Origin of the sequence: Allobosea sp. 47.2.35, from assembly GCF_024655635.1 — a bacterium.
Classification (GTDB): Bacteria; Pseudomonadota; Alphaproteobacteria; order Rhizobiales; family Beijerinckiaceae; genus Allobosea.
Genome location: NZ_JANLGI010000010.1, coordinates 32,844 through 51,081 on the forward strand (window position 1 = coordinate 32,844; position 18,238 = coordinate 51,081).

General features: G+C 67.2%; 18 protein-coding genes. 9 read left to right on the forward strand and 9 right to left on the reverse strand.

Features of this window, described 5'->3' with window-relative positions:
- Positions 1–85: 85 nt before the first annotated feature.
- On the reverse strand, positions 86–1,171 hold the full coding sequence (locus NUV79_RS13900; protein WP_257733684.1) for a TRAP transporter substrate-binding protein: 1,086 nt from the start codon (positions 1,169–1,171) through the stop codon (positions 86–88).
- Between the two features lie 189 nt (positions 1,172–1,360).
- On the opposite strand from NUV79_RS13900, the gene NUV79_RS13905 reads away from it, so the two are divergent.
- The 3 genes from NUV79_RS13905 to NUV79_RS13915 are packed head-to-tail and all read left to right on the forward strand — an operon-like array spanning position 1,361 to position 3,724.
- Entirely contained in the window at positions 1,361–1,873 is a 513-nt protein-coding gene (locus tag NUV79_RS13905) for a GNAT family N-acetyltransferase (RefSeq protein WP_257733685.1), read from the forward strand.
- 22 nt (positions 1,874–1,895) lie between these two features.
- Positions 1,896–2,948: an agmatinase gene (speB, locus tag NUV79_RS13910; RefSeq protein WP_257733686.1), complete on the forward strand. Its 1,053-nt coding sequence runs from the start codon at positions 1,896–1,898 to the stop codon at positions 2,946–2,948.
- Positions 2,945–3,724 carry a hypothetical protein gene (locus tag NUV79_RS13915; RefSeq protein WP_257733687.1) on the forward strand — a complete coding sequence of 260 codons (780 nt, stop codon included), beginning with the start codon at positions 2,945–2,947 and terminating at the stop codon, positions 3,722–3,724. The genes speB and NUV79_RS13915 overlap by 4 nt, the downstream gene beginning before the upstream one ends.
- 18 nt (positions 3,725–3,742) lie before the next feature.
- Here the strand turns inward: NUV79_RS13915 and NUV79_RS13920 are convergent, their stop codons facing one another.
- Positions 3,743–4,417 carry a polyamine aminopropyltransferase gene (locus NUV79_RS13920; protein WP_257733811.1) on the reverse strand — a complete coding sequence of 225 codons (675 nt, stop codon included), beginning with the start codon at positions 4,415–4,417 and terminating at the stop codon, positions 3,743–3,745.
- 180 nt (positions 4,418–4,597) lie between these two features.
- Between NUV79_RS13920 and NUV79_RS13925 the strand changes: the two genes are divergently transcribed.
- The 4 genes from NUV79_RS13925 to NUV79_RS13940 all read left to right on the forward strand — a co-directional run bounded on the left by NUV79_RS13925 (position 4,598) and on the right by NUV79_RS13940 (position 8,274).
- A complete protein-coding gene (locus tag NUV79_RS13925) occupies positions 4,598–5,800 on the forward strand; it encodes an MFS transporter (protein WP_257733812.1) in 1,203 nt (400 codons plus the stop codon).
- A 205-nt stretch (positions 5,801–6,005) separates the two neighbouring features.
- Positions 6,006–6,782, forward strand: a complete 777-nt coding sequence (locus NUV79_RS13930; RefSeq protein WP_257733688.1) for a transporter substrate-binding domain-containing protein — start codon at positions 6,006–6,008, stop codon at positions 6,780–6,782.
- Positions 6,783–6,850: 68 nt separating this feature from the next.
- Positions 6,851–7,561 carry an ABC transporter permease gene (locus NUV79_RS13935; protein ID WP_257733689.1) on the forward strand — a complete coding sequence of 237 codons (711 nt, stop codon included), beginning with the start codon at positions 6,851–6,853 and terminating at the stop codon, positions 7,559–7,561.
- Complete coding sequence (locus NUV79_RS13940) at positions 7,558–8,274, forward strand: ABC transporter permease (RefSeq protein WP_257733690.1); 717 nt, start codon at positions 7,558–7,560, stop codon at positions 8,272–8,274. The genes NUV79_RS13935 and NUV79_RS13940 overlap by 4 nt, the downstream gene beginning before the upstream one ends.
- A 7-nt stretch (positions 8,275–8,281) precedes the next feature.
- On the opposite strand, the gene map is transcribed toward NUV79_RS13940, so the two are convergent.
- The gene (map, locus tag NUV79_RS13945) at positions 8,282–9,034 is read right to left on the reverse strand and encodes a type I methionyl aminopeptidase (protein ID WP_257733691.1); all 753 of its coding nucleotides are present in this window, start codon (positions 9,032–9,034) and stop codon (positions 8,282–8,284) included.
- A 134-nt stretch (positions 9,035–9,168) separates the two neighbouring features.
- Between map and NUV79_RS13950 the strand changes: the two genes are divergently transcribed.
- Positions 9,169–10,035 (forward strand): NAD(P)-dependent oxidoreductase, encoded by an 867-nt coding sequence (locus tag NUV79_RS13950; RefSeq protein WP_257733692.1) that lies wholly within the window; start codon positions 9,169–9,171, stop codon positions 10,033–10,035.
- A 21-nt stretch (positions 10,036–10,056) separates the two neighbouring features.
- Here the strand turns inward: NUV79_RS13950 and NUV79_RS13955 are convergent, their stop codons facing one another.
- Genes NUV79_RS13955 through solA form a run of 3 tightly spaced genes read right to left on the reverse strand, consistent with a single transcriptional unit; the run spans position 10,057 to position 13,311 of the window.
- Complete coding sequence (locus tag NUV79_RS13955; RefSeq protein ID WP_257733693.1) at positions 10,057–11,247, reverse strand: multidrug effflux MFS transporter; 1,191 nt, start codon at positions 11,245–11,247, stop codon at positions 10,057–10,059.
- The gene (locus tag NUV79_RS13960) at positions 11,244–12,146 is read right to left on the reverse strand and encodes a DMT family transporter (RefSeq protein WP_257733695.1); all 903 of its coding nucleotides are present in this window, start codon (positions 12,144–12,146) and stop codon (positions 11,244–11,246) included. The genes NUV79_RS13955 and NUV79_RS13960 overlap by 4 nt, the downstream gene beginning before the upstream one ends.
- 25 nt (positions 12,147–12,171) lie before the next feature.
- Positions 12,172–13,311, reverse strand: a complete 1,140-nt coding sequence (solA, locus tag NUV79_RS13965; protein WP_257733696.1) for an N-methyl-L-tryptophan oxidase — start codon at positions 13,309–13,311, stop codon at positions 12,172–12,174.
- A gap of 207 nt (positions 13,312–13,518) precedes the next feature.
- On the opposite strand from solA, the gene NUV79_RS13970 reads away from it, so the two are divergent.
- Positions 13,519–15,240: a methyl-accepting chemotaxis protein gene (locus tag NUV79_RS13970; RefSeq protein WP_257733697.1), complete on the forward strand. Its 1,722-nt coding sequence runs from the start codon at positions 13,519–13,521 to the stop codon at positions 15,238–15,240.
- A gap of 147 nt (positions 15,241–15,387) precedes the next feature.
- Here NUV79_RS13970 and NUV79_RS13975 read toward each other — a convergent pair whose 3' ends face one another.
- Genes NUV79_RS13975 through NUV79_RS13985 form a run of 3 tightly spaced genes read right to left on the reverse strand, consistent with a single transcriptional unit; the run spans position 15,388 to position 18,221 of the window.
- The gene (locus tag NUV79_RS13975; protein WP_257733698.1) at positions 15,388–16,152 is read right to left on the reverse strand and encodes a hypothetical protein; all 765 of its coding nucleotides are present in this window, start codon (positions 16,150–16,152) and stop codon (positions 15,388–15,390) included.
- A gap of 10 nt (positions 16,153–16,162) precedes the next feature.
- Complete coding sequence (locus NUV79_RS13980) at positions 16,163–17,632, reverse strand: hypothetical protein (RefSeq protein WP_257733699.1); 1,470 nt, start codon at positions 17,630–17,632, stop codon at positions 16,163–16,165.
- Positions 17,622–18,221 (reverse strand): hypothetical protein, encoded by a 600-nt coding sequence (locus tag NUV79_RS13985; RefSeq protein ID WP_257733700.1) that lies wholly within the window; start codon positions 18,219–18,221, stop codon positions 17,622–17,624. Before NUV79_RS13985 ends, NUV79_RS13980 begins: the two co-directional genes overlap by 11 nt.
- Positions 18,222–18,238: the final 17 nt, after the last annotated feature.

Below are 18,238 nucleotides of genomic sequence, written 5' to 3' on the forward strand. Positions count from 1 at the left end.
AGGGGGCAGAAGCAGGCTTTGAAATGCAACAAGGCCCGGCGAAAGCCGGGCCTTGCGTCGATGAACCGTCGTGGCGTCCGCGCGATCAGCGAGCGCGGGTGCGAACCTGGAAGACGTCGAAGCTGAGCTCCGCGACCTGCCACCAGAGATACTGGTCGGAGCGGAAGGCGGCCATGGCGTCGATCGCCTTCTTGAAATCAGCGTTCTTGGCCGAGATTTCGGCATAAAGCTCGTTCGAGGCCTTCAGGCTCGCTTCCATCACGTCCTGCGGGAAGGGCCGCAGTTGGGTGCCGGCCGCGACCAGACGCTTCAGCGCCGGCGGGTTAACCACGTCGTAGCGCGCCGCCATCTGCGTGTTGGCATAGGTGCAGGCGGCGGTCAGCGCGGCCTGATAGGCCTTGGGCAGGGCGTTCCACTTCTCCAGGTTGACGAAGGCATGAACGCACGGGCCACCTTCCCAGAAGCCCGGATAGTAGTAGTAGGGCGCGACCTTCGAGAAGCCGAGCTTCTCGTCGTCATAGGGGCCGACCCATTCGGCACCGTCGATCGTGCCCTTCTCGAGCGCCGGGTAGATGTCGCCGCCGCCGATCTGCTGCGGTACGACGCCGAGCTTGCTCAGCACCGAGCCGGCGATGCCGCCGATGCGCATCTTGAGGCCTTGGAGATCGGCGACCGACTTGATCTCCTTGCGGAACCAGCCGCCCATCTGCGCGCCGGTATTGCCGCAGGGCAGGCCGTAGATGTTGAACTTCTTGTAGAACTCGTTGAACAGCTCGTTGCCGCCGTTCTGGAACAGCCAGGCGTTCTGCTGGCGGGCGTTGAGGCCGAACGGCACCGAGGCGGCGACGGCGAAGGTCGGGTCCTTGCCGACATAGTAGTACGAGACGGTGTGGCACATCTCGACGGTGCCGTTGGTCACGGCGTCCGCCGCCTGAAGTGCGGGGACGATTTCACCAGCCGCGAAGACCTGGATCTGGAACTTGCCGTCGGTCAGCTCGGAGACCATCTTCGCCATGACCTCGGCGCCGCCATAGATCGTGTCGAGGGATTTCGGGAAGCTCGACGCAAGGCGCCATTTGATCTCCGGGCTCGACTGGGCGACGGCCGGCATGGCGACGGCGGTCGCGGCGGCACCGGCCGCGGCGGTCTGGATAAACTGACGACGCTTCATCTAGGCACTCTCCTCGGATGTCTGGGGGGATGCGGGCGTTTCGAAACAGGTTCTGCCGCCCGGCGTTCGGAGTCGGGTTGTAGCGAATGGATTTTCGAAGCGCGAGGGATTTCATCGTCGATTCTTGCGACTTTCGGCTAGTTTCCGCTCCCGTCTTGGCGCGCTTCTGCCCGGGTGGTTAAAGCGGCCATGATCGAGACCGAAAACCTGCTGTTGCGCCGCCCTGAGATCGACGATCTCGACGCGATCCACGCGATGCGCAGCGAACGCGACGTTGTCCGTTTCCTGGGTGGCCGTCCGCTCAATCGCGAGGAGGCCTGGCACCGGCTGACCCGCATCGTCGGCCATTGGACCTTGCGCGGCTACGGCATGTTCGCGGTCGTCGAGAAGCGGAGCGGGGCCCTCGTCGGCGAAGTCGGGCTGTTCGATGGCTGCCGGGGCCTGTCTTCCGATTTCGACAACGCCCCCGAAGCCGGCTGGATTCTGGCGAGCGCGGCGCATGGCAAGGGTTATGCGGGGGAGGCGGCCGCCGCCGCCCATCGCTGGTTCGCCGCAACCCATGGCGAGCGCCGCAGCGTCTGCATCATCGCGCCCGAAAATCTTGCCTCCTTCCGCGTGGCGCACAAGCTCGGCTACAAGAGCTTCGGACAGGTCGAGTATCAGAACGGGCCGGTGGTGATGCTCGAACGCATCCCCGGCTGAAAGGCGTAAGGCGGAGGCTGGCATGGATCAGGGCAAGCTCGCGAAGCTGCGGCAGCGTTATGCCGGGGCCGGAGGCGGCGATATTCACGATCCGCATTTCGCCAAGGTGGCGGCAGCGCAGTTCACCGGCGACAAGCGCAAATGGCCCTTCGCGGATGTCGCGACATTCGTCGGCGCTCCCTATCGCCCCGACGCGTTGACGGCGCCCGGGCTCGGCGGGCTTGATGTCGCGATCATCGGCGTGCCCATGGACCTTGGCGTCACCAACCGCGCCGGCGCCCGCCTCGGCCCACGCGCCGTCCGCGCGATCGAGCGCATGGGGCCGATGGACCATGCGCTGGGCACCGCGCCCTTCACCATGCTGAAGGCCGCCGACATCGGCGATGTTCCGTTCCGCTCGCGCTATTCGCTGGAGAGCTGCCACGAGGATATCGAGGCGACCTTCAGGACGATCGTCGAGGCCGGCGTCTCGCCGCTCGCCGTCGGCGGCGACCACTCCATCACCTATTCGATCCTGAAGGCTGTCGGCGCGAAGCGCCCGGTTGGCATGGTCCATATCGACGCCCATTGCGACACCTCCGGCCCCTATGAGGGGTCGAAGTTCCATCATGGCGGGCCGTTCCGGCAGGCGGTGCTCGATGGCGTGCTCGATCCCGAGCGCGTGATCCAGATCGGCATCCGCGGCGGCGCCGAATATCTCTGGGAGTTCTCCTACGAATCCGGGATGACCGTGATCCACGCCAACGAGGTCGACGATCTCGGCATCGATGCGGTGATCGCCAAGGCGCTGGCCGTGATCGGCGACGGGCCAACCTATGTCTCCTTCGATGTCGATTCGCTCGATCCGGGTTTCGCGCCCGGCACGGGGACGCCGGAAGTCGGCGGCTTGAGCCCGCGCGAGGCCCTGGCGATCCTGCGGGCGCTGAAGGGGCGCGACATCGTCGCCGCGGATGTCGTAGAAGTCGCCCCGCAATATGACGCGACCAGCAACACGGCGCAGTGCGCGGCGCAGGTGCTCTTCACCGAGCTCTGCCTGTTGGCTGAGGCGCGCGCTTCGGGAAAAGGAAGACCATGATTCGGATTCGATTGATCGCACGGGTTGCCGCGATAAGCGGGCTCTGCCTGCTGGCATCCGCTGCCCGCGCCGAGGTGCCGGCGAACGGCAAGGTCTACCTGGACGCCGCCTTCGCCTCCGTCGAGTCGCTGTTCAAGCTCTACGAGGGCAAGCCGACCCCGCCGCGTCTGTCGGACCCAGTCGACGGCAAGGTGCTGGCCGATGTCTGGAACGCGCCGGCCATCCTCGGCAAGGCGCCTTATGGTGCCAACGATCTCCCGACGCTGCTCGACATCGTCCAGAAGCAGGCCGGTATCCTGCAGGTCTATGCGCTGTTCTCGCCGCAACCGGGCCGCAAGGAGGCTGACCAGGCGGCGAATGCGGTCGAATTCCAGGACGAATTGACCCGCGCACGCGTCTTCCTTCTCCAGGCCGCCGGCGGCGCCCTCTCGGCGATCAACGACTTCTCGTTCAGGTTGAAGGACGACGACAAGACCGAGGCCCGGGCGCAGGGCTTGCGGCAGATGCGGCTCGGCCTGCAGGAGATCGTCGTCGGCTCGGCTCTGGCGCTGCGAGCCCCCGGTTTGCGCGATGCGAATCGTCAGCTGATCGCGCAGGCTTTCGCCGACAACGCTGCCGGCATCGCTTCCGCGCTCGCTCCGCCGGACCGCAACGCGCTCGTCTCGGCGCTCCAGCAGGTCCGCCCCTCGCTGAAGCCGGAGGCGCAGAAGGCGATCTCTGACTTTGCTACGGCGGTGGCGGCCGCGCCGTGCGAGGGCTTCTGCCTCGTCAACTGAGCGGCTCTTCGGCGGCCTTCAGGGCCGCGTTGCCAGCCAGATCACATGCCGAGCCCCGCCGCCGGTGCGGCGGGCGCGCGCCGTCACCTCCTCGGTGGCAAAGCCCGCGTGGCGCAGCCGCCGGGTGAAGCCGTGGTCCGGCCCCGAGGACCAGACCGCGAGAATGCCGCCCGGCCGCAGCGCGGCCTTGGCGGCCTGCAAGCCCGCAGCGCCGTAAAGCTGGTCGTTGCCGGCGACGGTCAGCCCTTCCGGGCCGTTGTCGACATCGAGCAGGATGGCGTCGTAACGCCCCTTGCCGGCCGCGATCGCCGCGGCGACATCGGTCACGCTGATCTGTACGCGCGGGTCGTCGAGGCAATCGGCGAAAACCGCCGCCATCGGTCCACGAGCCCAGGCGACGACGGCGGGGATCAGTTCGGCCACCTCCACCTGCGCATCACCAGGCAGATGGGCAAGCGCCGCCCGCAGCGTGAACCCCATCCCCAGTCCGCCGATCAGGACGCTCGGCTGCCGGCGCTGCCCGAGGCGTTCGCAGACCAGGGTCGCCAGCGCCTCTTCCGACCCGCTGAGGCGGCTGTTCATCAGCTCGTTGCTGCCGAGCATGATCGAGAACTCGGTGCCGCGCTGCCTCAGCCGGAGGTCGCCGCTGCCATCCGGCAAGGCTGCGGTGTCGAGGGTGGTCCAGGGTATCACGTTGCTCTCGCCTGTCTGGGATGCCGCCTTATAGCGCATTCGGGCGTGAACGCCCGGCAGCCAAAACGATATGCGTTGATTGCATGAAATATCGCCATGGGCGGCGTTGATCGTTCAGTCATGCATGGCTATTTCATGCTGCGACGCAGCAATTCGCTGCCCTTCCGCGAAAGCCCCGCTATGACGCTCGCCGCGAATGATCGCAGCCTGGACGTATCCACGTCCGCCCATGCGCCTGTTTCGGCAGGGCTCGTGCTGTTCGCGCTCGCGATGGGCGGTTTCGCCATCGGTACAACCGAGTTCGCGGCGATGAGCCTGCTGCCGTATTTCTCAGCGGGGCTCGGCATCGATGAGCCGACGGCGGGCCATGTCATCAGCATCTATGCGCTCGGCGTCGTCGTCGGCGCGCCCTTGATCGCCGTGCTGGCGGCACGCATTCCCCGACGCACGCTGCTGATCGGGCTGATGGGCCTCTTCGCGCTTGGCAACGGCTTAAGCGCGCTCGCCCCGACCTATCACTGGATGCTGGTCTTCCGCTTCCTGAGCGGTCTGCCGCATGGCGCCTATTTCGGCGTCGCGGCGCTGGTCGCGGCCTCGCTTTCGGCGCCGAATCGCCGGGCGCAATCGGTGGCGCGCGTCATGCTCGGCCTGACGGTCGCGACGATCCTTGGTGTGCCCGCCGCGAGCTGGATGGGGCAGGTGCTGGGCTGGCGCTCGGGCTTCGCCATCGTCGCTGGCCTCGCCTTGCTGACGGTCGTCCTGATCGCCTTGTTCGCGCCGCGCGACACCGTCCAGCCGGGCGCGAGCCCCTTGAGGGAGCTCGGCGCGCTGAAGCGCCGGCAGGTCTGGCTGACGCTGGCGACGGGAGCGATCGGCTTCGGCGGCCTCTTCGCCGTCTATACCTATGTCGCCTCGACTCTGATGGTGGTGACCGAGGTTTCGCCCGCTTTCGTGCCGGTCGTGCTCGCGATCTTCGGCATGGGCCTGACCGCCGGCACGCTCGTCGCCGGCTGGGCCGCCGATCGTGCGCTCGTTCCGGCCACGGCGGCCATGCTGCTCTGGAGCGCCTTCTGGCTGGCGGCCTTTCCCTTCGCGGCCGGCAATATCTGGGCGGTGTCGCTGGTCATCTTCATGATCGGAAGCGGCGGCGGGCTCGGCGCCATGCTCCAGACCCGCCTGATGGACGTCGCCGACGATGCCCAGACGCTGGCTGCCGCGCTGAACCACAGCGCCTTCAACACCGCCAATGCGCTCGGCCCCTGGCTCGGCGGCATGGCGATCGCGGCCGGCTACGGTTGGACCTCGACCGGCTGGGTCGGCGCGGCGCTGGCGCTCGGCGGTCTCGCGATCTGGATCGTCGCGGTGCTCGACGCCCGCCGCTGAGCCGGGCGCCGATCCTTCCGCCCGGACAGAACCTCTCAGCCTTTGGTCTGGGCCGCTTTGGGGCGCCAGCCGTCGGTTTGGGCGTGCAAGCTGCGAAAAGCTGCATCGCTCCCTCTTGCGAGCGGAACGAAACTGCGCCCAATCTGTCGCCACAGAACCGGACCGGGATAACAGCAAGACCGGCCGGCTGAACTGCGGAGGTCCCATGAAGAGTTTCGTTCGTTTCATCGCGGCGGCGGCGTTGACGGTCGTCGGCGCGACAGGGGCGCTCGCCCAGGCCAAGGAGTGGAAGGAAATCCGGATCGGCACGGAAGGCGCCTATCCACCCTTCAACAACCTGAACGCCAAGAAGGAGCTCGAAGGCTACGAGATCGACTACGGCAACCTGCTCTGCGAGCGGATGAAGGTGAAATGCACCTGGGTCGTGCAGGATTGGGACGGCATCATCCCGGCGCTGCTCGCCAACAAGTATGACGTCATCATCGCCGGCATGAACGCGACCGATGAGCGCAAGAAGCAGGTCGACTTCACCACGCCCTACAACAAGACCCCGATCTGGATGATCGGCCCGAAGAGCACCAAGTCGGACGACATCTCGCCGGCGGCGCTGAAGGGCAAGTCGATCGGCGCCCAGGGCTCGACCATCCACGCCAACTATCTCGAGAAATACTACAAGGACTCGACGCCGCGCCTCTATCCGACCCAGGAAGAGGCCAATCTCGACCTGATCAACGGCCGGCTCGACTACATCGTCGCCGACGCGCTCGCCCTCTCGGACTTCCTGACCGGCAAGGGCAAGGATTGCTGCAAGTTCGTCGCCGAGGTGAAGCGCGATGACGCCATTCACGGCCCGGGTGTCGGTGCGGCTATCCGCAAGTCCGATACTGCGCTTAAGGCGATGTTCGACAAGGCGATCGCCGAGACGACCGCCGACGGCTCGAACCAGAAGATCCAGGACAAGTGGCTGAAATTCGCCAAGTGACGCCTGCAAACGCCTGACCCTCGCCGGCGCTTTCGCGCCGGCGAGCATTCTCTCCCGCACGGCACCCCATGCTCGAAAAATTCGCATTGCTCGGCTTCGGCCCTTCCGGCTGGGGGCCGGCGCTGCTTCAGGGCGCCGCCACGACGCTCTCGGTCGCGCTCGCAACCCTGCCATTCGGCCTGGGGCTCGGCCTCGTCATCGCGCTCCTGAAGCGCTCCGACAACATCCTGCTGCGCGCGCTGGCGACGATCTACACTACCGTGTTCCGCGGCGTGCCGGAGCTCCTCACGCTCTACATCATCTATTTCGGCATCCAGATTCTGGTGCAGCAGGTCTGGTCGGGTTTCTCGATTCCACCTTTCGGTGCCGGCATGGTCGCGCTCGGCATGGTGCTCGCCGCCTTCTCCAGCGAGGTCTGGGTCGGCGCGCTGAACTCGATCCAGAAGGGCCAGCGCGAGGCCGCCGCCGCACTCGGCCTGTCGAAGGCGCAGGCCTTCCGGCTCGTCGTCTTCCCGCAGCTGATCCGCGTGGCGCTGCCCGGCCTCGGCAATAACTGGATGGTGCTGCTGAAGGAGACCTCGCTGATCTCGGTGATCACCCTGCAGGACATCATGTTCATCGCGACGCGGGCCAATGTCGTGACCAAGGAGCCGTTCCTGTTCTTCGGCACCGCGATGCTGCTCTATTTCTTCTTCTCGCTGGTCTCGGCCTGGGGCATCGACAAGCTCGAACAGCGCACCAATCGCGGCCAGGCCGCCTTCGGCGGAGCGACGCGATGAACTGGTGCGAATATCCCGGTTATCTCGTCGGCAGCGAGGTCCTGCAGAACTACGGCTGCCGGATGGCGAACGGCCTCTGGGTCACCTTCGAACTCGTCGCGATCTCGGTCGCCCTCGGCTTCGCGCTGGCGCTCGGCCTCGCCATTGCCCGGCTCTACGGCCCGCGCTGGGCCCGGATGGCGGTGAGCGGCTACACCACCTTCCTGCGCGGCACGCCGCTGCTCTGCCAGCTCTTCCTCGTCTATTACGGCCTCGGCCAGTTCCGCGAGTTCTGGCAGGGCATCGGCCTGTGGTGGTTCTTCCGCGAGCCGTTCTTCTGCGCGCTCTTCACCTTCACCATCAACACGGCGGCCTATCAGGCCGAGATCCTGCGCGGCGCCATCCAGGCGATCCCGCGCGGCCAGTTCGAGGGCGCGCTCTCGCTCGGCCTGCATCGCTGGTCGACGCTGCGCCTCGTCGTGCTGCCGCAGGCGATGATCCTGGCGCTGCGCCCGCTCGGCAACGAACTGATCGTGATGATCAAGTCGAGCGCGATCGTCTCGCTGGTGACGCTGTTCGACCTGATGGGCGCGACGCGGCTCGCCTTCGCCCGCTCCTTCGACCTCACGATCTATCTCTACGCGGCGCTGATCTATCTCGTGCTGGTCGAGATCATCCGCCGCGTCTGGGACAGGCTCGAGATCAGGCTGAGCCGGCACATGGTATTGCGTTGACCTGGCCTCAGCCGGGCAGGGTCAGCACGACCGCTCCGCGCGGCGTCGCCACGACGGTATGCTCGTACTGGACGGTCGGCGCACACGGGTGGCTGTAGAGCGTCCAGCGATCGCCATCGGCATTTTCCGCCCAGTCCGCGCCCAGCGACAGGAACGGCTCGACGGTGAAGACGAGCCCGTTCGTCATGGTCCGACGCTCTTTACGGTCCGGCCAGGTCGCGATCTCGGTCGGCTCCTCGTGGAGCGAGCGGCCGACACCGTGGCTCGCGAGATTGCGCACCAGCGTATAGCCGTTCTTCTGGGCGAAGCGCCCGACGGCCTGCCCGATCCCGGCCAGTGGCTTGCCGGCGCCGACCTGTCCGATGCCGGCCCAGAGCGCCCGCCGGCCGTCGCGGCACAGCCTCTCCAGCTTCGGCTTGACGGGCGACACGGCGAAGGACGCGCCGGTATCGGCGAAGAAGCCGTTCTTCTCGGCGGAAACGTCGATATTGACGAGATCGCCCGCGAGGATGCGCCGCGCACCGGGAATGCCGTGGGCAATCTCCTCATTGACGCTGATGCAGGTCGCGCCGGGGAATTCATAGGCCAGTTCCGGGGCAGGGCGCGCGCCATGGCGTTTGAGGTAGCCGCGGCCGATCGCGTCGAGCTCGGCCGTGGTCATGCCCGGCTCGATCGCCTTGCCCATGGCCGCAAGCGCGCGGGCCACGATGCCGCCGATCTCCTTCAGTGCCTGCAATTCGTCGTCGTTCGATATCGTCATGCGCCGGAGCTAAGCCGCGCGCCTCACGCCCGCAAGGGAAAAGCCGCATGGGCGGATGGCGCGCAATCGCCTTTCCCGTCCGGCGCGTGCACGCTAAAGCGTGACCATCTTCGGAGATAAAGCGGGAGTTCGGCATGGCCAAAGTCGCATTCATCGGTCTCGGCGTCATGGGGTTCCCCATGGCCGGCCATCTCAAGGCCAAGGGTCATGAGGTCACCGTCTACAACCGCAACCCGACGAAGGCGCAGGGATGGGTCTCGCGCCATGGCGGCCTCTCGGCGCCGACCCCGGCCGATGCCGCCAGGGGCCAGGAGATCGTCTTCTGCTGCGTCGGCAACGATGACGACCTGCGCTCGGTGACGACGGGTGAGAACGGCGCCTTCGCCGGGATGGAGAAGGGCGCGGTCTTCGTCGACCACACCACGGCTTCCGCCAATGTCGCGCGTGAACTTTATGAAGCTGCGAAGCAGGGCGGCTTCGGCTTCGTCGATGCGCCCGTCTCGGGCGGGCAGGCCGGCGCCGAGAACGGCGTGCTGACCGTGATGTGCGGCGGCGAGCCCGAGACCTATGCCCGTGTCGAGCCGGTGATCGCGAGCTTCGCGCGCATGTGCAAGTTGATGGGCCCGGCCGGTTCCGGTCAGCTCACCAAGATGGTCAACCAGATCTGCATCGCCGGCCTCGTCCAGGGCCTGTCCGAGGGCGTCCATTTCGCCAAGCGCGCCGGGCTCGATGTCGAGACCATGCTCGAGGTCATCTCCAAGGGCGCCGCCGGCTCCTGGCAGATGGAGAACCGCGGCAAGACCATGAACCAGAACAAGTTCGATTTCGGCTTCGCCGTCGACTGGATGCGCAAGGATCTCGGCATCGTCCTCGACGAAGCCCGCCGCAATGGCGCGCAGCTCCCGGTCACCGCGCTGGTCGACCAGTTCTATGCCGAGGTCCAGAAGATGGGCGGCAATCGCTGGGATACGTCGAGCCTGATCGCCCGTCTCGAAGGTTGAGGTCGTGCCGAGCCGGCGCGCTCAGGCCGCCGGGTCGGGATGCTTCCGCACGAAATAGACGGCGGCGAGGCCCGCCGTCGTCAGAAGCCAGACGAACAGGTTCATCGATTGCGGCCAGAGCGTCACGAGCCAGCTGATCAGCACGGTGAGTATCGCGCTGAAGCCGAGCTGGGTGGCGCCCAGTAGCCCGGCCGCCGAGCCTGCCAGCTCCGGCCGGGCCGAGAGCGCCTCGGCCGTCGCGCCGGGAATCGTCATGCCGTTGCCGACCGCGTTGAGGGCCAGCGGCAGGAACAGCGTCAGCGGCGACCACCAGGACGAGAACGATAGGGCAAGCGCCACCGCGGTCCCGACGAAGGAGATCACCAGGCCGCGCCGCACCATCGTCTGGGTGCCGACGCGCACCGCCAGCCGCGACATCGCGAAATTGCCGACCATGTAGCCGAGTGCGTTCAGGATGAAATAGGTGCCGTAGACGTCCGAGCCGCGCCCCATCGTTTCGACGACGATATAGGGCGTTGCGGCGATGAAGACGAAGAAGGCCGACGAAGCCGACGAGCCCGCCGCGACGTTCAGCATGAAGTCGCGGTTGCGCACCAGTTCCGGAAAGACGCGGAAGATGCCGAGCAGCGAGCTCTGCTGGCCGAGATTGGGCGCCGTCTCCGGCAGGCGCGCCAGCGTGAAGACGAGCACGGCCGCGCCGAACAATGTCATGAGCCAGAAGATCGCGCGCCAGCCGAAGGCGGTCTCGATCTGCCCGCCGAGCCAGGGCGCGATCATCGGCGCCACCACCATCACCATGGTGACGGTGGCGATCTGGCTCGCGGCATGGTCGCGGTCGGCGGTGTCGCGGATGATGGCACGCGACAGGGCGAAGACAGCTCCGCCGCCGGCGCCTTCCAGCACCCGCGCCAGCAGCAGGACATGCGTCGTGGGGGCGAGCGCACCAAGCACCGAGCCCAGCACGAACAGGGCGGTACCGGCATTGACGCAGGGGCGGCGTCCGAAGCGGTCGGAGAGCGGCCCGATCACCAGCTGCGTCAGGGCGACGGCGACCAGGAACAGCGTCAGCGTGAGCTGGATCGTGGCGTAGTTCGAGGAAAAATGCCGGGCGAGCGCAGGCGTCGCCGGGGCGAGCAGGTTGAGCGCGATCGGCTGTAGTGCCGAGATCGCGACCAGAATCGCCAGCGTGGGCTTGACCGCAGCCCCGGTCATGCCGCGGGCTTTCGGGTGAGCTTCAGGTTGGAATCGGGCCGCACGCGCTGCCTGTGCATGGTATAGAGCCCGCTGCCGACGATCAGCGCGACGCCGATGAAGGCGTAGAGGTCCGGCACGTCGCCCCAGACGAGATAGCCGAGCACGGTCGCGAAGACGACGATGGCGTAGCGATATTGCGAGATCACGCCGACATCGGTGCGCCGGAAGGCACTGATGATGAAGAAGGTGCCGGCCGTGACCAGGATTGCGGCGAGCCCGACATAGATGGTCTCCACGCGCCAGATGGGCAGCCACTGCTCGGTGAAGCCATAGGCCACGGCGACGACACCGACGAGAATGGTCGTGGTCAGCGACACCACGGTCGAGGGCACGTCGTCGCCGATGGTGCGGGTCGTCAGGTCCCGACCGGCGACGAGGATGGCGCTGATCACGGCGACGATCGCGGCGGCATTGAAGGATTCGGCACCCGGGCGCACCACGCAGAGCACGCCGACGAAGCCGACGGCCAGCGCCACCACCCGCCGCCAGCCGACGCGTTCCATGCCGAGCAGGACCGCCAGCGCGACGATCAGCAGCGGGGAGGCCATGTTGATCGCGGTGAGATTGGCGAGCGGCATTAATCCGAGCGACCAGCCGAAGGTCAGCGCGCCGAAGGCCTCGATGACGCCGCGCTGCAGCACGCGAGGACGGAACGCCAGGCGCAGCCGGTCGCCCTCGCGGGCGAGGAAGACGAGCGCGAACCCGATCACCACCGCGAAGCAGGCCCTCAGCGCGATCGCCTGTCCGGCTGGGTAAGTCTCGCGCGCGAGCTTCATGAACACGTCGTTGACGACGAAAAGCGACATCGCCGCGAGCATGAAGATGATGCCGCGGCGGTTTTCGGCTGCACTGGCCAAGGGATGGAATCCAGTTCGGAAGGCTTCAGGCCGGCAGGCGCGATAGCGAGAACGGTTTCAGGTCGAAGGGGGACTGCCCGACGGTCGAGAGGTCGGCGAGGATCTCGCCGATCGCGCTGGCGAACTTGAAGCCATGGCCCGAGCAGGCCGAGGCAAAGACCGCCTGCGGCACACCCGGCACCGTGTCGATAATGAAGCCTTCGTCCGGCGAGACCGTGTAGATGCAGCCCTTCACTGTCAGCGGTTCGCCGGCGGCATCGGGGATATAGCGCGCCAGGCATTCGCGGATGCGTGCGACCTGGGCGGCGCTTGGCGTCCGGTCGGGGTCGCGCGGGTCCATCGGCTCGCGCCCGAAATGCGGGCCGCCGAGCTTGAAGCCGGGGTGCTCGTAGAGCGGGAAGCCGTAGAAATTGCCTTCCTCGACGCTGAGGATGAAGACCGGGAAGGCGCCTTCGCGGAACAGCTCCGGCCGGCGCGTCGTGAACCAGCCGATCGTCTGCTTCACCGTGTTGACCTGCCTGGCGAGCGCCGGCACCGCGTCGGCGATCCAGCCGCCCGAGGTGATGATAAGCCGCCCGGCGGAATAGGTGCCGCGCTCGGTGCGGACGATCACGCCGCCCTGCGCCGTCGGCGTCCAGTCGAGCAGGGGCTCGTTGGTGCGGATCTCGGCGCCGCGCGATTGCGCCAGCCCGACATGGGCATAGATCGCCTTCTCCGAGGCGACGAAGCCGCCATCCTGCTGCCACAGGCCGATATGTCCTTCCGGGAGCTGGAACGCCGGGAAGCGCCGCGTCACCTCGGAGCCTTCCAGCACTTCGTGCTTCAGTCCGTGGTCGAGGCAGGATTGCAGCGAGGATTCGACTGGCCCGCCACCTTTCGGGGCCAGATCGAGCGAGCCCGTAACGTGGAGCAGCTTCATGCCGGCCTGCTCGCCGGTCTGCGCCCACAACTCGTGCGCCCGCTTCACGATCGGCACGTAATGCGAGCCCTCGAAATAGGCGAGGCGGATGATGCGGGTGAGCCCGTGGGACGAGCCCATCGCATGGCCGAGATCGAAGCGCTCCAGCCCGAGCACCTTGAGCCCGCGCTGCGCCAGATGCCAGCAGGCGGCGGACCCCATGGCACCGACGCCCGCGACGATGACGTCATAGCTGTGCTGGCTCATGGCTGCCTGTCCCGATGGCGCGTGAGACCCAGCCATACAGGGGCTGGCGGCGGGGGTCCAATGCGTCTCCGGCAAGGGCGACGTGCGGCGGCGTGGAAGCCTTTGTTAACGGGCCCGGACCATAACCGGACGCAAGACTTGACCTATGGTGAGACTGGGCTGGGGATGCGAGGCAGGATACGACGCTGGCTGGGCGCCGGACATGCGGTGGAGGACATCCCCGCGGCGCCGCTTCCGGCGGCGGCTACGCCCCGGCCGGCCGCGATCCTGCCTTATGATCCCTCTGCCCATGACGCCATCGACGATATCGAACGCGACATCCTGCTCGCGATGCAGCGATTGACGAAGGAGTTGGGCGAGGTCGAGCAACGCTCGGCCGAATCCGAGAGCGGTTCGCGCACCATTCTGGAGAATGCCGGCAGCATGCGCATGGCCGTCGGTGCCGCCAGCGAGAACGCGTCCGCCTTGGCCGCCGCGACCCATCAGGTCTCGCAGGCTGCCGAGCAGGTCGACGGCGCGATGGTCGATGTCCGCGACAAGCTCGACGCCGCCGTGTCACGCGCCGGCGAGGCGGCGCTGATGCTGGATGGCCTCGCCGTCGCGACCGGCGAGATCAGGGGCATCGTCGATTCGATCGCCGAGATCGCCCGCCAGACCAATCTTCTCGCGCTCAACGCCGCGATCGAGGCTGCTCGTGCCGGCGAGGCCGGCCGCGGCTTCGGCGTCGTCGCGCATGAGGTGAAGTCCCTTTCGGTCGAGGTCAGCGAGGCCGTCGGCCATATCCGCGAGCGCGTCGACCGTCTGACACGTGCCGCGCAGGGCTCGACCGGCATCGTCAACGACACCTTGCAGATCGTACGCGACGTCAATCCGATCATGGTGACGATCGGGCGCGCTTCGCAGGAACAGGCAAGCTCCACCGCGGAGCTCTCGCGCAATGCGCGGGAAGCGGCTCTTTTCGTCGAGGGCGTCGCACGGCGCGCCGACGAGATCGACCGCATCGCCCATGATACGGTCGCAGAGAGTGAACGCGCCCGGCGGGCGACGCAGAAGGGCAGCCGCCTCGTCGGCAACATGCTCAGGCGCTTCAAGCCCGTGCTGCGCCACTCGGCCTTCGCCGACCGGCGCCGTTTCGACCGCTTCCCGACGGCGCGCAAGGCGCATCTCGTTATCGGCAGCGTCGATGTGCCCGGTCGGCTGGTCGATCTCGGCCGCGGCGGCGCCTTGCTGGCCGGCTCGTCGCAGGTCCGGCTGCCGACCGGCGGTGCAGGCGTGGTCACGATCGAGGGCCTGCCGCCGCTGCCGTGCCGCATGACGGGCGCCAGCGATCTCGGCCTGCACCTCGCCTTCGCGGGCGATGCCGCCGCCGGCTGCGGCGCGCTGGCGGGCATGATCGAGGAGATCGAGCGCTCCTACCGCCCGCTGATCGAGCGCGCCCAGGATTTCGCCCGCGAGGTCTCGGGCGCGATGGAGAAGGCGATCGAGCGGGGCCTGCTTTCCGAGAACGATCTCTTCGACCTGCGTTACGTCCCGGTGCTCGACAGCGAGCCGAGGCAATACCTGAGCCCCAGCCTACCCGCGCTGGAAGCCGTCCTGCCGCCACTGCTGGCCGGCACGCTTGCTTCCGATCCGCGCCTGGTCTTCGCCCTGCCGAGCGACCGCAACGGCTATGTGCCGGTTCATCACCCGACATGGTCCCTGCCGCAGCGCACCGGTGATCCCGCCTGGAATGCGGCCTATGCTCGCAACCGGCGCATCATCGACAGCCGTGCAGGCCTTAGCGCCGGTCGCTCGATCCGGCCCTTCCTCGTCCAGGTCAGCCGGCACGAGAGCGAGGACGGCCGCAGCGAATTGCTGAGCGAGGTCAACGCGCCGCTGCGCGTCCGGGGGCGTCATTGGGGCGGCGTGCGGATGGCGTATCGGCTCTGACGCGTGTCATCCCGTGCGCGCTGCGGCATGCAATGCCGCTGCGCAGACACGGGACCGTTCTCCGAAGAAGGCGCCTTTTCGTCATGCGGTGCCGTGTCTGCGGCGCACCGCTTCGCGCTGCACCGCGCACGGGATGACGGTGCTGCTCTACAACCGATCCCAGCCCACGTTGATACTCAGCTTCTGGAACGCCTGCTTCCACAACGTGGCCGCCTGTTCGAGCCGCGCCGCGTCGTACACGCCCTGGACCTGATGCACGCTCAGCTCCCAGCCCGAGGCGCCCGAATCCTGCCAGACCTTTCCGAGCAGGCGCCGCAGGCGCTCCGGGTCACGCGCGCCGGCGGCATTGCCGAACATCGTGAACTGGTTCGAGTTCTGCAGCATGTCGGAGACGAGCATGATCTTGCGGTCGCCGGTCGGGACGCGGTTCTCGCGACGCGAGGCGACATCCCCGATCGCCTCGACGATCGGCGACTGGTTGCCCTTGCCGGGCTGCGTCAGCACGGTCAGCGCCTCATCGAGCGGCCGGCCGAATTTTTCGACCCATTTGACGTATTCGCGCCGCGGATTGCCGATCAGCTCGCTCGCGGTCTTGCCGGGATTGCAGAGCGAGACCAGCGACGGGAAGCCGGGCTCGAACACGTCGTTGAAGACGTAGATCGAGAGCATCCGGTCGGTCGGCAATTCATCGCCGACCTGGTTGACCAGCGTCTTCAATCGCTTCGCCTGCACCTCGCTCCACGGATCGCTCTTGTCGACAAGGATGATGGTATGCCCGACAGGCCCGGTCTTCGGGCACAGGGTCTCCTGGTCGCGCGGCGGGCCGCGCAGCAGGGAAGGCGCCGCGAAGAAGCCGACAAGGCCAAGCCCGGCGAGCACGGAGGCGACGATCGCCCAGTTCTCGGTCTTCATCCGTCAGCCTTTAGCGCTTCATTGCGGCGAAATCCTCCGCCGCCTGCTTCTGCGCCGCTTCGTCCTGCTCGAAGGCTTCGCGCCCGGCCTGTGCCGCCCTGAGCTTCACCTGCTCGATCTCGCCGGCGAGATCGATGCCGCGCAGTAGCACCAGTCGATCCCGGAGCTTGGCCTCGATCAGGGCCGGCATGCTGGTGAGCTGCTGCTCGAAATCATCGATCTGGCGCCGCGCCGCGACATATTCCGGCAGCTCCGCCGGCTGGTCGATCTCGGCGAGATTGAGCGATTGCGTGAAATAGGCCGGGGCGAGATCGGTGCGAACCCGGAGATTGGCCTCGCGATACTGCATCATCGCGGCGTCCTTGGCGGCCCGCAGTTGCCCCAGCCGCGAGAGATAGAGGTCGCGCGCCTTCTCGGCCGCCGCCTTCACGCCCTGCAGCTTGCCGAGTTCGTCGCGGCAATCCTCGCGGAAGCCGTCGACCTGGGTGCGGATCGCCTCCAGCTCCGGCAGCAATTCGGCGTCGAGCCGGCGCCGCTCTTCCTCGACTGCACTCCAGCGCTGGCGCCAGCGCTTGTAGGCGGTGGCATGGCCGGGATAGGTGCCGAAGGCGGTATAGCCCTTCGTCGCCGAGACGAAGGCGACGAGGCAGCCGATGATGACCAGCGCGACCGACTTGATGTCGTAGATCGCGAAGGGGTTTTCCATCATGCGCGGCATGACCTGGAAGGAGCGCGCATCCGGATTGGCGATCAGCATCTCCCGGTAGTGTCCGACCGCGAGATTGAACAGCACGATCAGCGCAATCATTCCGGCATAGGCCGGCAGCGCCCAGAACAGGTGCGAGCTCTTCACATGCTGGCAGTAGCGCGCCGGACCCACACCCATGAAGAAGCCAAGCGCGACGTTGAGCGCGGAGATGATGACGGCGGTCGCAGCGCCGCCGACCAGGCCGAAATCGCTGGCTTCGGCGAAGAAGTTGCCGTTGAGCAGGCTCTCGATCACCAGCGGCACGACCAGGAAGAACAGGATGAACTGCCACTTGTCGAGCTTGGGGTCGGCCCGGCGCTTGTTCTCGTAATTGAAGAAAGCGTATTCGCGCTTGGCCCGGAGCGCGTCGTAGACGCGCTGCTCCAGCTCGCCGCCATGCTTGCTCAGCATCGCGCGCATGGTCGCCTCGACGCCGCGCACGCGGCCCTCGAAGCGCTGCTGCGTGAACAGCTCGCGCCGGCTGACGATCTCGGCCTGGATGGCGTTGAGGCTTGCCGCCGCCTCCTGCCGCAGCGTGGCGAAATGCTCGCGCGCCCGGGCGATCAGCGTCTGCTCGGTCTGCGACAGCATCGTCGCATGCGCCGGCGGCTGGTTCTCGACCGCGTCACTGGCGCCGTGATGCCCGGCCTTGACCGACTCGGCCAGATGATGAGCGGTCGGAGCAGGCGTCATCCGGACGACCCGCGATGTTGCGCCGTCGTCATTCGCCATGGGCGGCTCGCATCAGGAAATGGCGGGCCTCGACGATATCGGCCCAGAAATCGCGGAAGCCGGGATAGGCCGGGCGGAGATAGGCGCGCTTGAACCAGAGCGTCAGCACGATGAGCCCGCAGAGGCTGAGTGTGGGCAAGAGCGAACCGGCAAGAGCCGGCATTCCCTCGGCAGACAGGTGCAAGACCATCAACGCGAGTCCCAGCGCGCTCGCGAGGGCCAGCAGGGCGAGCACGCAGTGGCGCCCCGTATCGTAGGCGAGTTGCAGGGCCGCGGTCATGATGGTGATGGCGAAGGCCGCGCAGAGCTCGAGCACCGCGATCCCGGCGACGACAGCGGCGATGCAGGACATGATTCCGGTCGGGGAGGCCGGCGATAGCACCAGGAAGACACCGCGCGCCGAGGACCAGGCCAGGAACAGGCAGAGCAGCAGTGTCGCGAGAAGCAGCATGGCGATCAGGGGCAGGGCGCGCCGCAGCTTCGCAGCCATGATGGCGAGCCGCGCCGCATGGGTCTGCCTGATGGCATCATCGATCGCGCTCGCGGCCGCTTTGATCCGGCGGGCCATCGCCTTGAACTGTGACCGCATGCAACTCCACCCGTCGC

Coding starts and splice junctions, on each gene's coding strand:
- NUV79_RS13900 (WP_257733684.1), bottom strand. CDS start 1,171: ATGAAGCGTCGTCAGTTTATCCAGACCGCCGCGGCCGGTGCCGCCGCG.
- NUV79_RS13905 (WP_257733685.1), top strand. CDS start 1,361: ATGATCGAGACCGAAAACCTGCTGTTGCGCCGCCCTGAGATCGACGAT.
- speB (WP_257733686.1), top strand. CDS start 1,896: ATGGATCAGGGCAAGCTCGCGAAGCTGCGGCAGCGTTATGCCGGGGCC.
- NUV79_RS13915 (WP_257733687.1), top strand. CDS start 2,945: ATGATTCGGATTCGATTGATCGCACGGGTTGCCGCGATAAGCGGGCTC.
- NUV79_RS13925 (WP_257733812.1), top strand. CDS start 4,598: ATGACGCTCGCCGCGAATGATCGCAGCCTGGACGTATCCACGTCCGCC.
- NUV79_RS13930 (WP_257733688.1), top strand. CDS start 6,006: ATGAAGAGTTTCGTTCGTTTCATCGCGGCGGCGGCGTTGACGGTCGTC.
- NUV79_RS13935 (WP_257733689.1), top strand. CDS start 6,851: ATGCTCGAAAAATTCGCATTGCTCGGCTTCGGCCCTTCCGGCTGGGGG.
- NUV79_RS13940 (WP_257733690.1), top strand. CDS start 7,558: ATGAACTGGTGCGAATATCCCGGTTATCTCGTCGGCAGCGAGGTCCTG.
- map (WP_257733691.1), bottom strand. CDS start 9,034: ATGACGATATCGAACGACGACGAATTGCAGGCACTGAAGGAGATCGGC.
- NUV79_RS13950 (WP_257733692.1), top strand. CDS start 9,169: ATGGCCAAAGTCGCATTCATCGGTCTCGGCGTCATGGGGTTCCCCATG.
- NUV79_RS13955 (WP_257733693.1), bottom strand. CDS start 11,247: ATGACCGGGGCTGCGGTCAAGCCCACGCTGGCGATTCTGGTCGCGATC.
- solA (WP_257733696.1), bottom strand. CDS start 13,311: ATGAGCCAGCACAGCTATGACGTCATCGTCGCGGGCGTCGGTGCCATG.
- NUV79_RS13975 (WP_257733698.1), bottom strand. CDS start 16,152: ATGAAGACCGAGAACTGGGCGATCGTCGCCTCCGTGCTCGCCGGGCTT.
- NUV79_RS13980 (WP_257733699.1), bottom strand. CDS start 17,632: ATGGCGAATGACGACGGCGCAACATCGCGGGTCGTCCGGATGACGCCT.
- NUV79_RS13985 (WP_257733700.1), bottom strand. CDS start 18,221: ATGCGGTCACAGTTCAAGGCGATGGCCCGCCGGATCAAAGCGGCCGCG.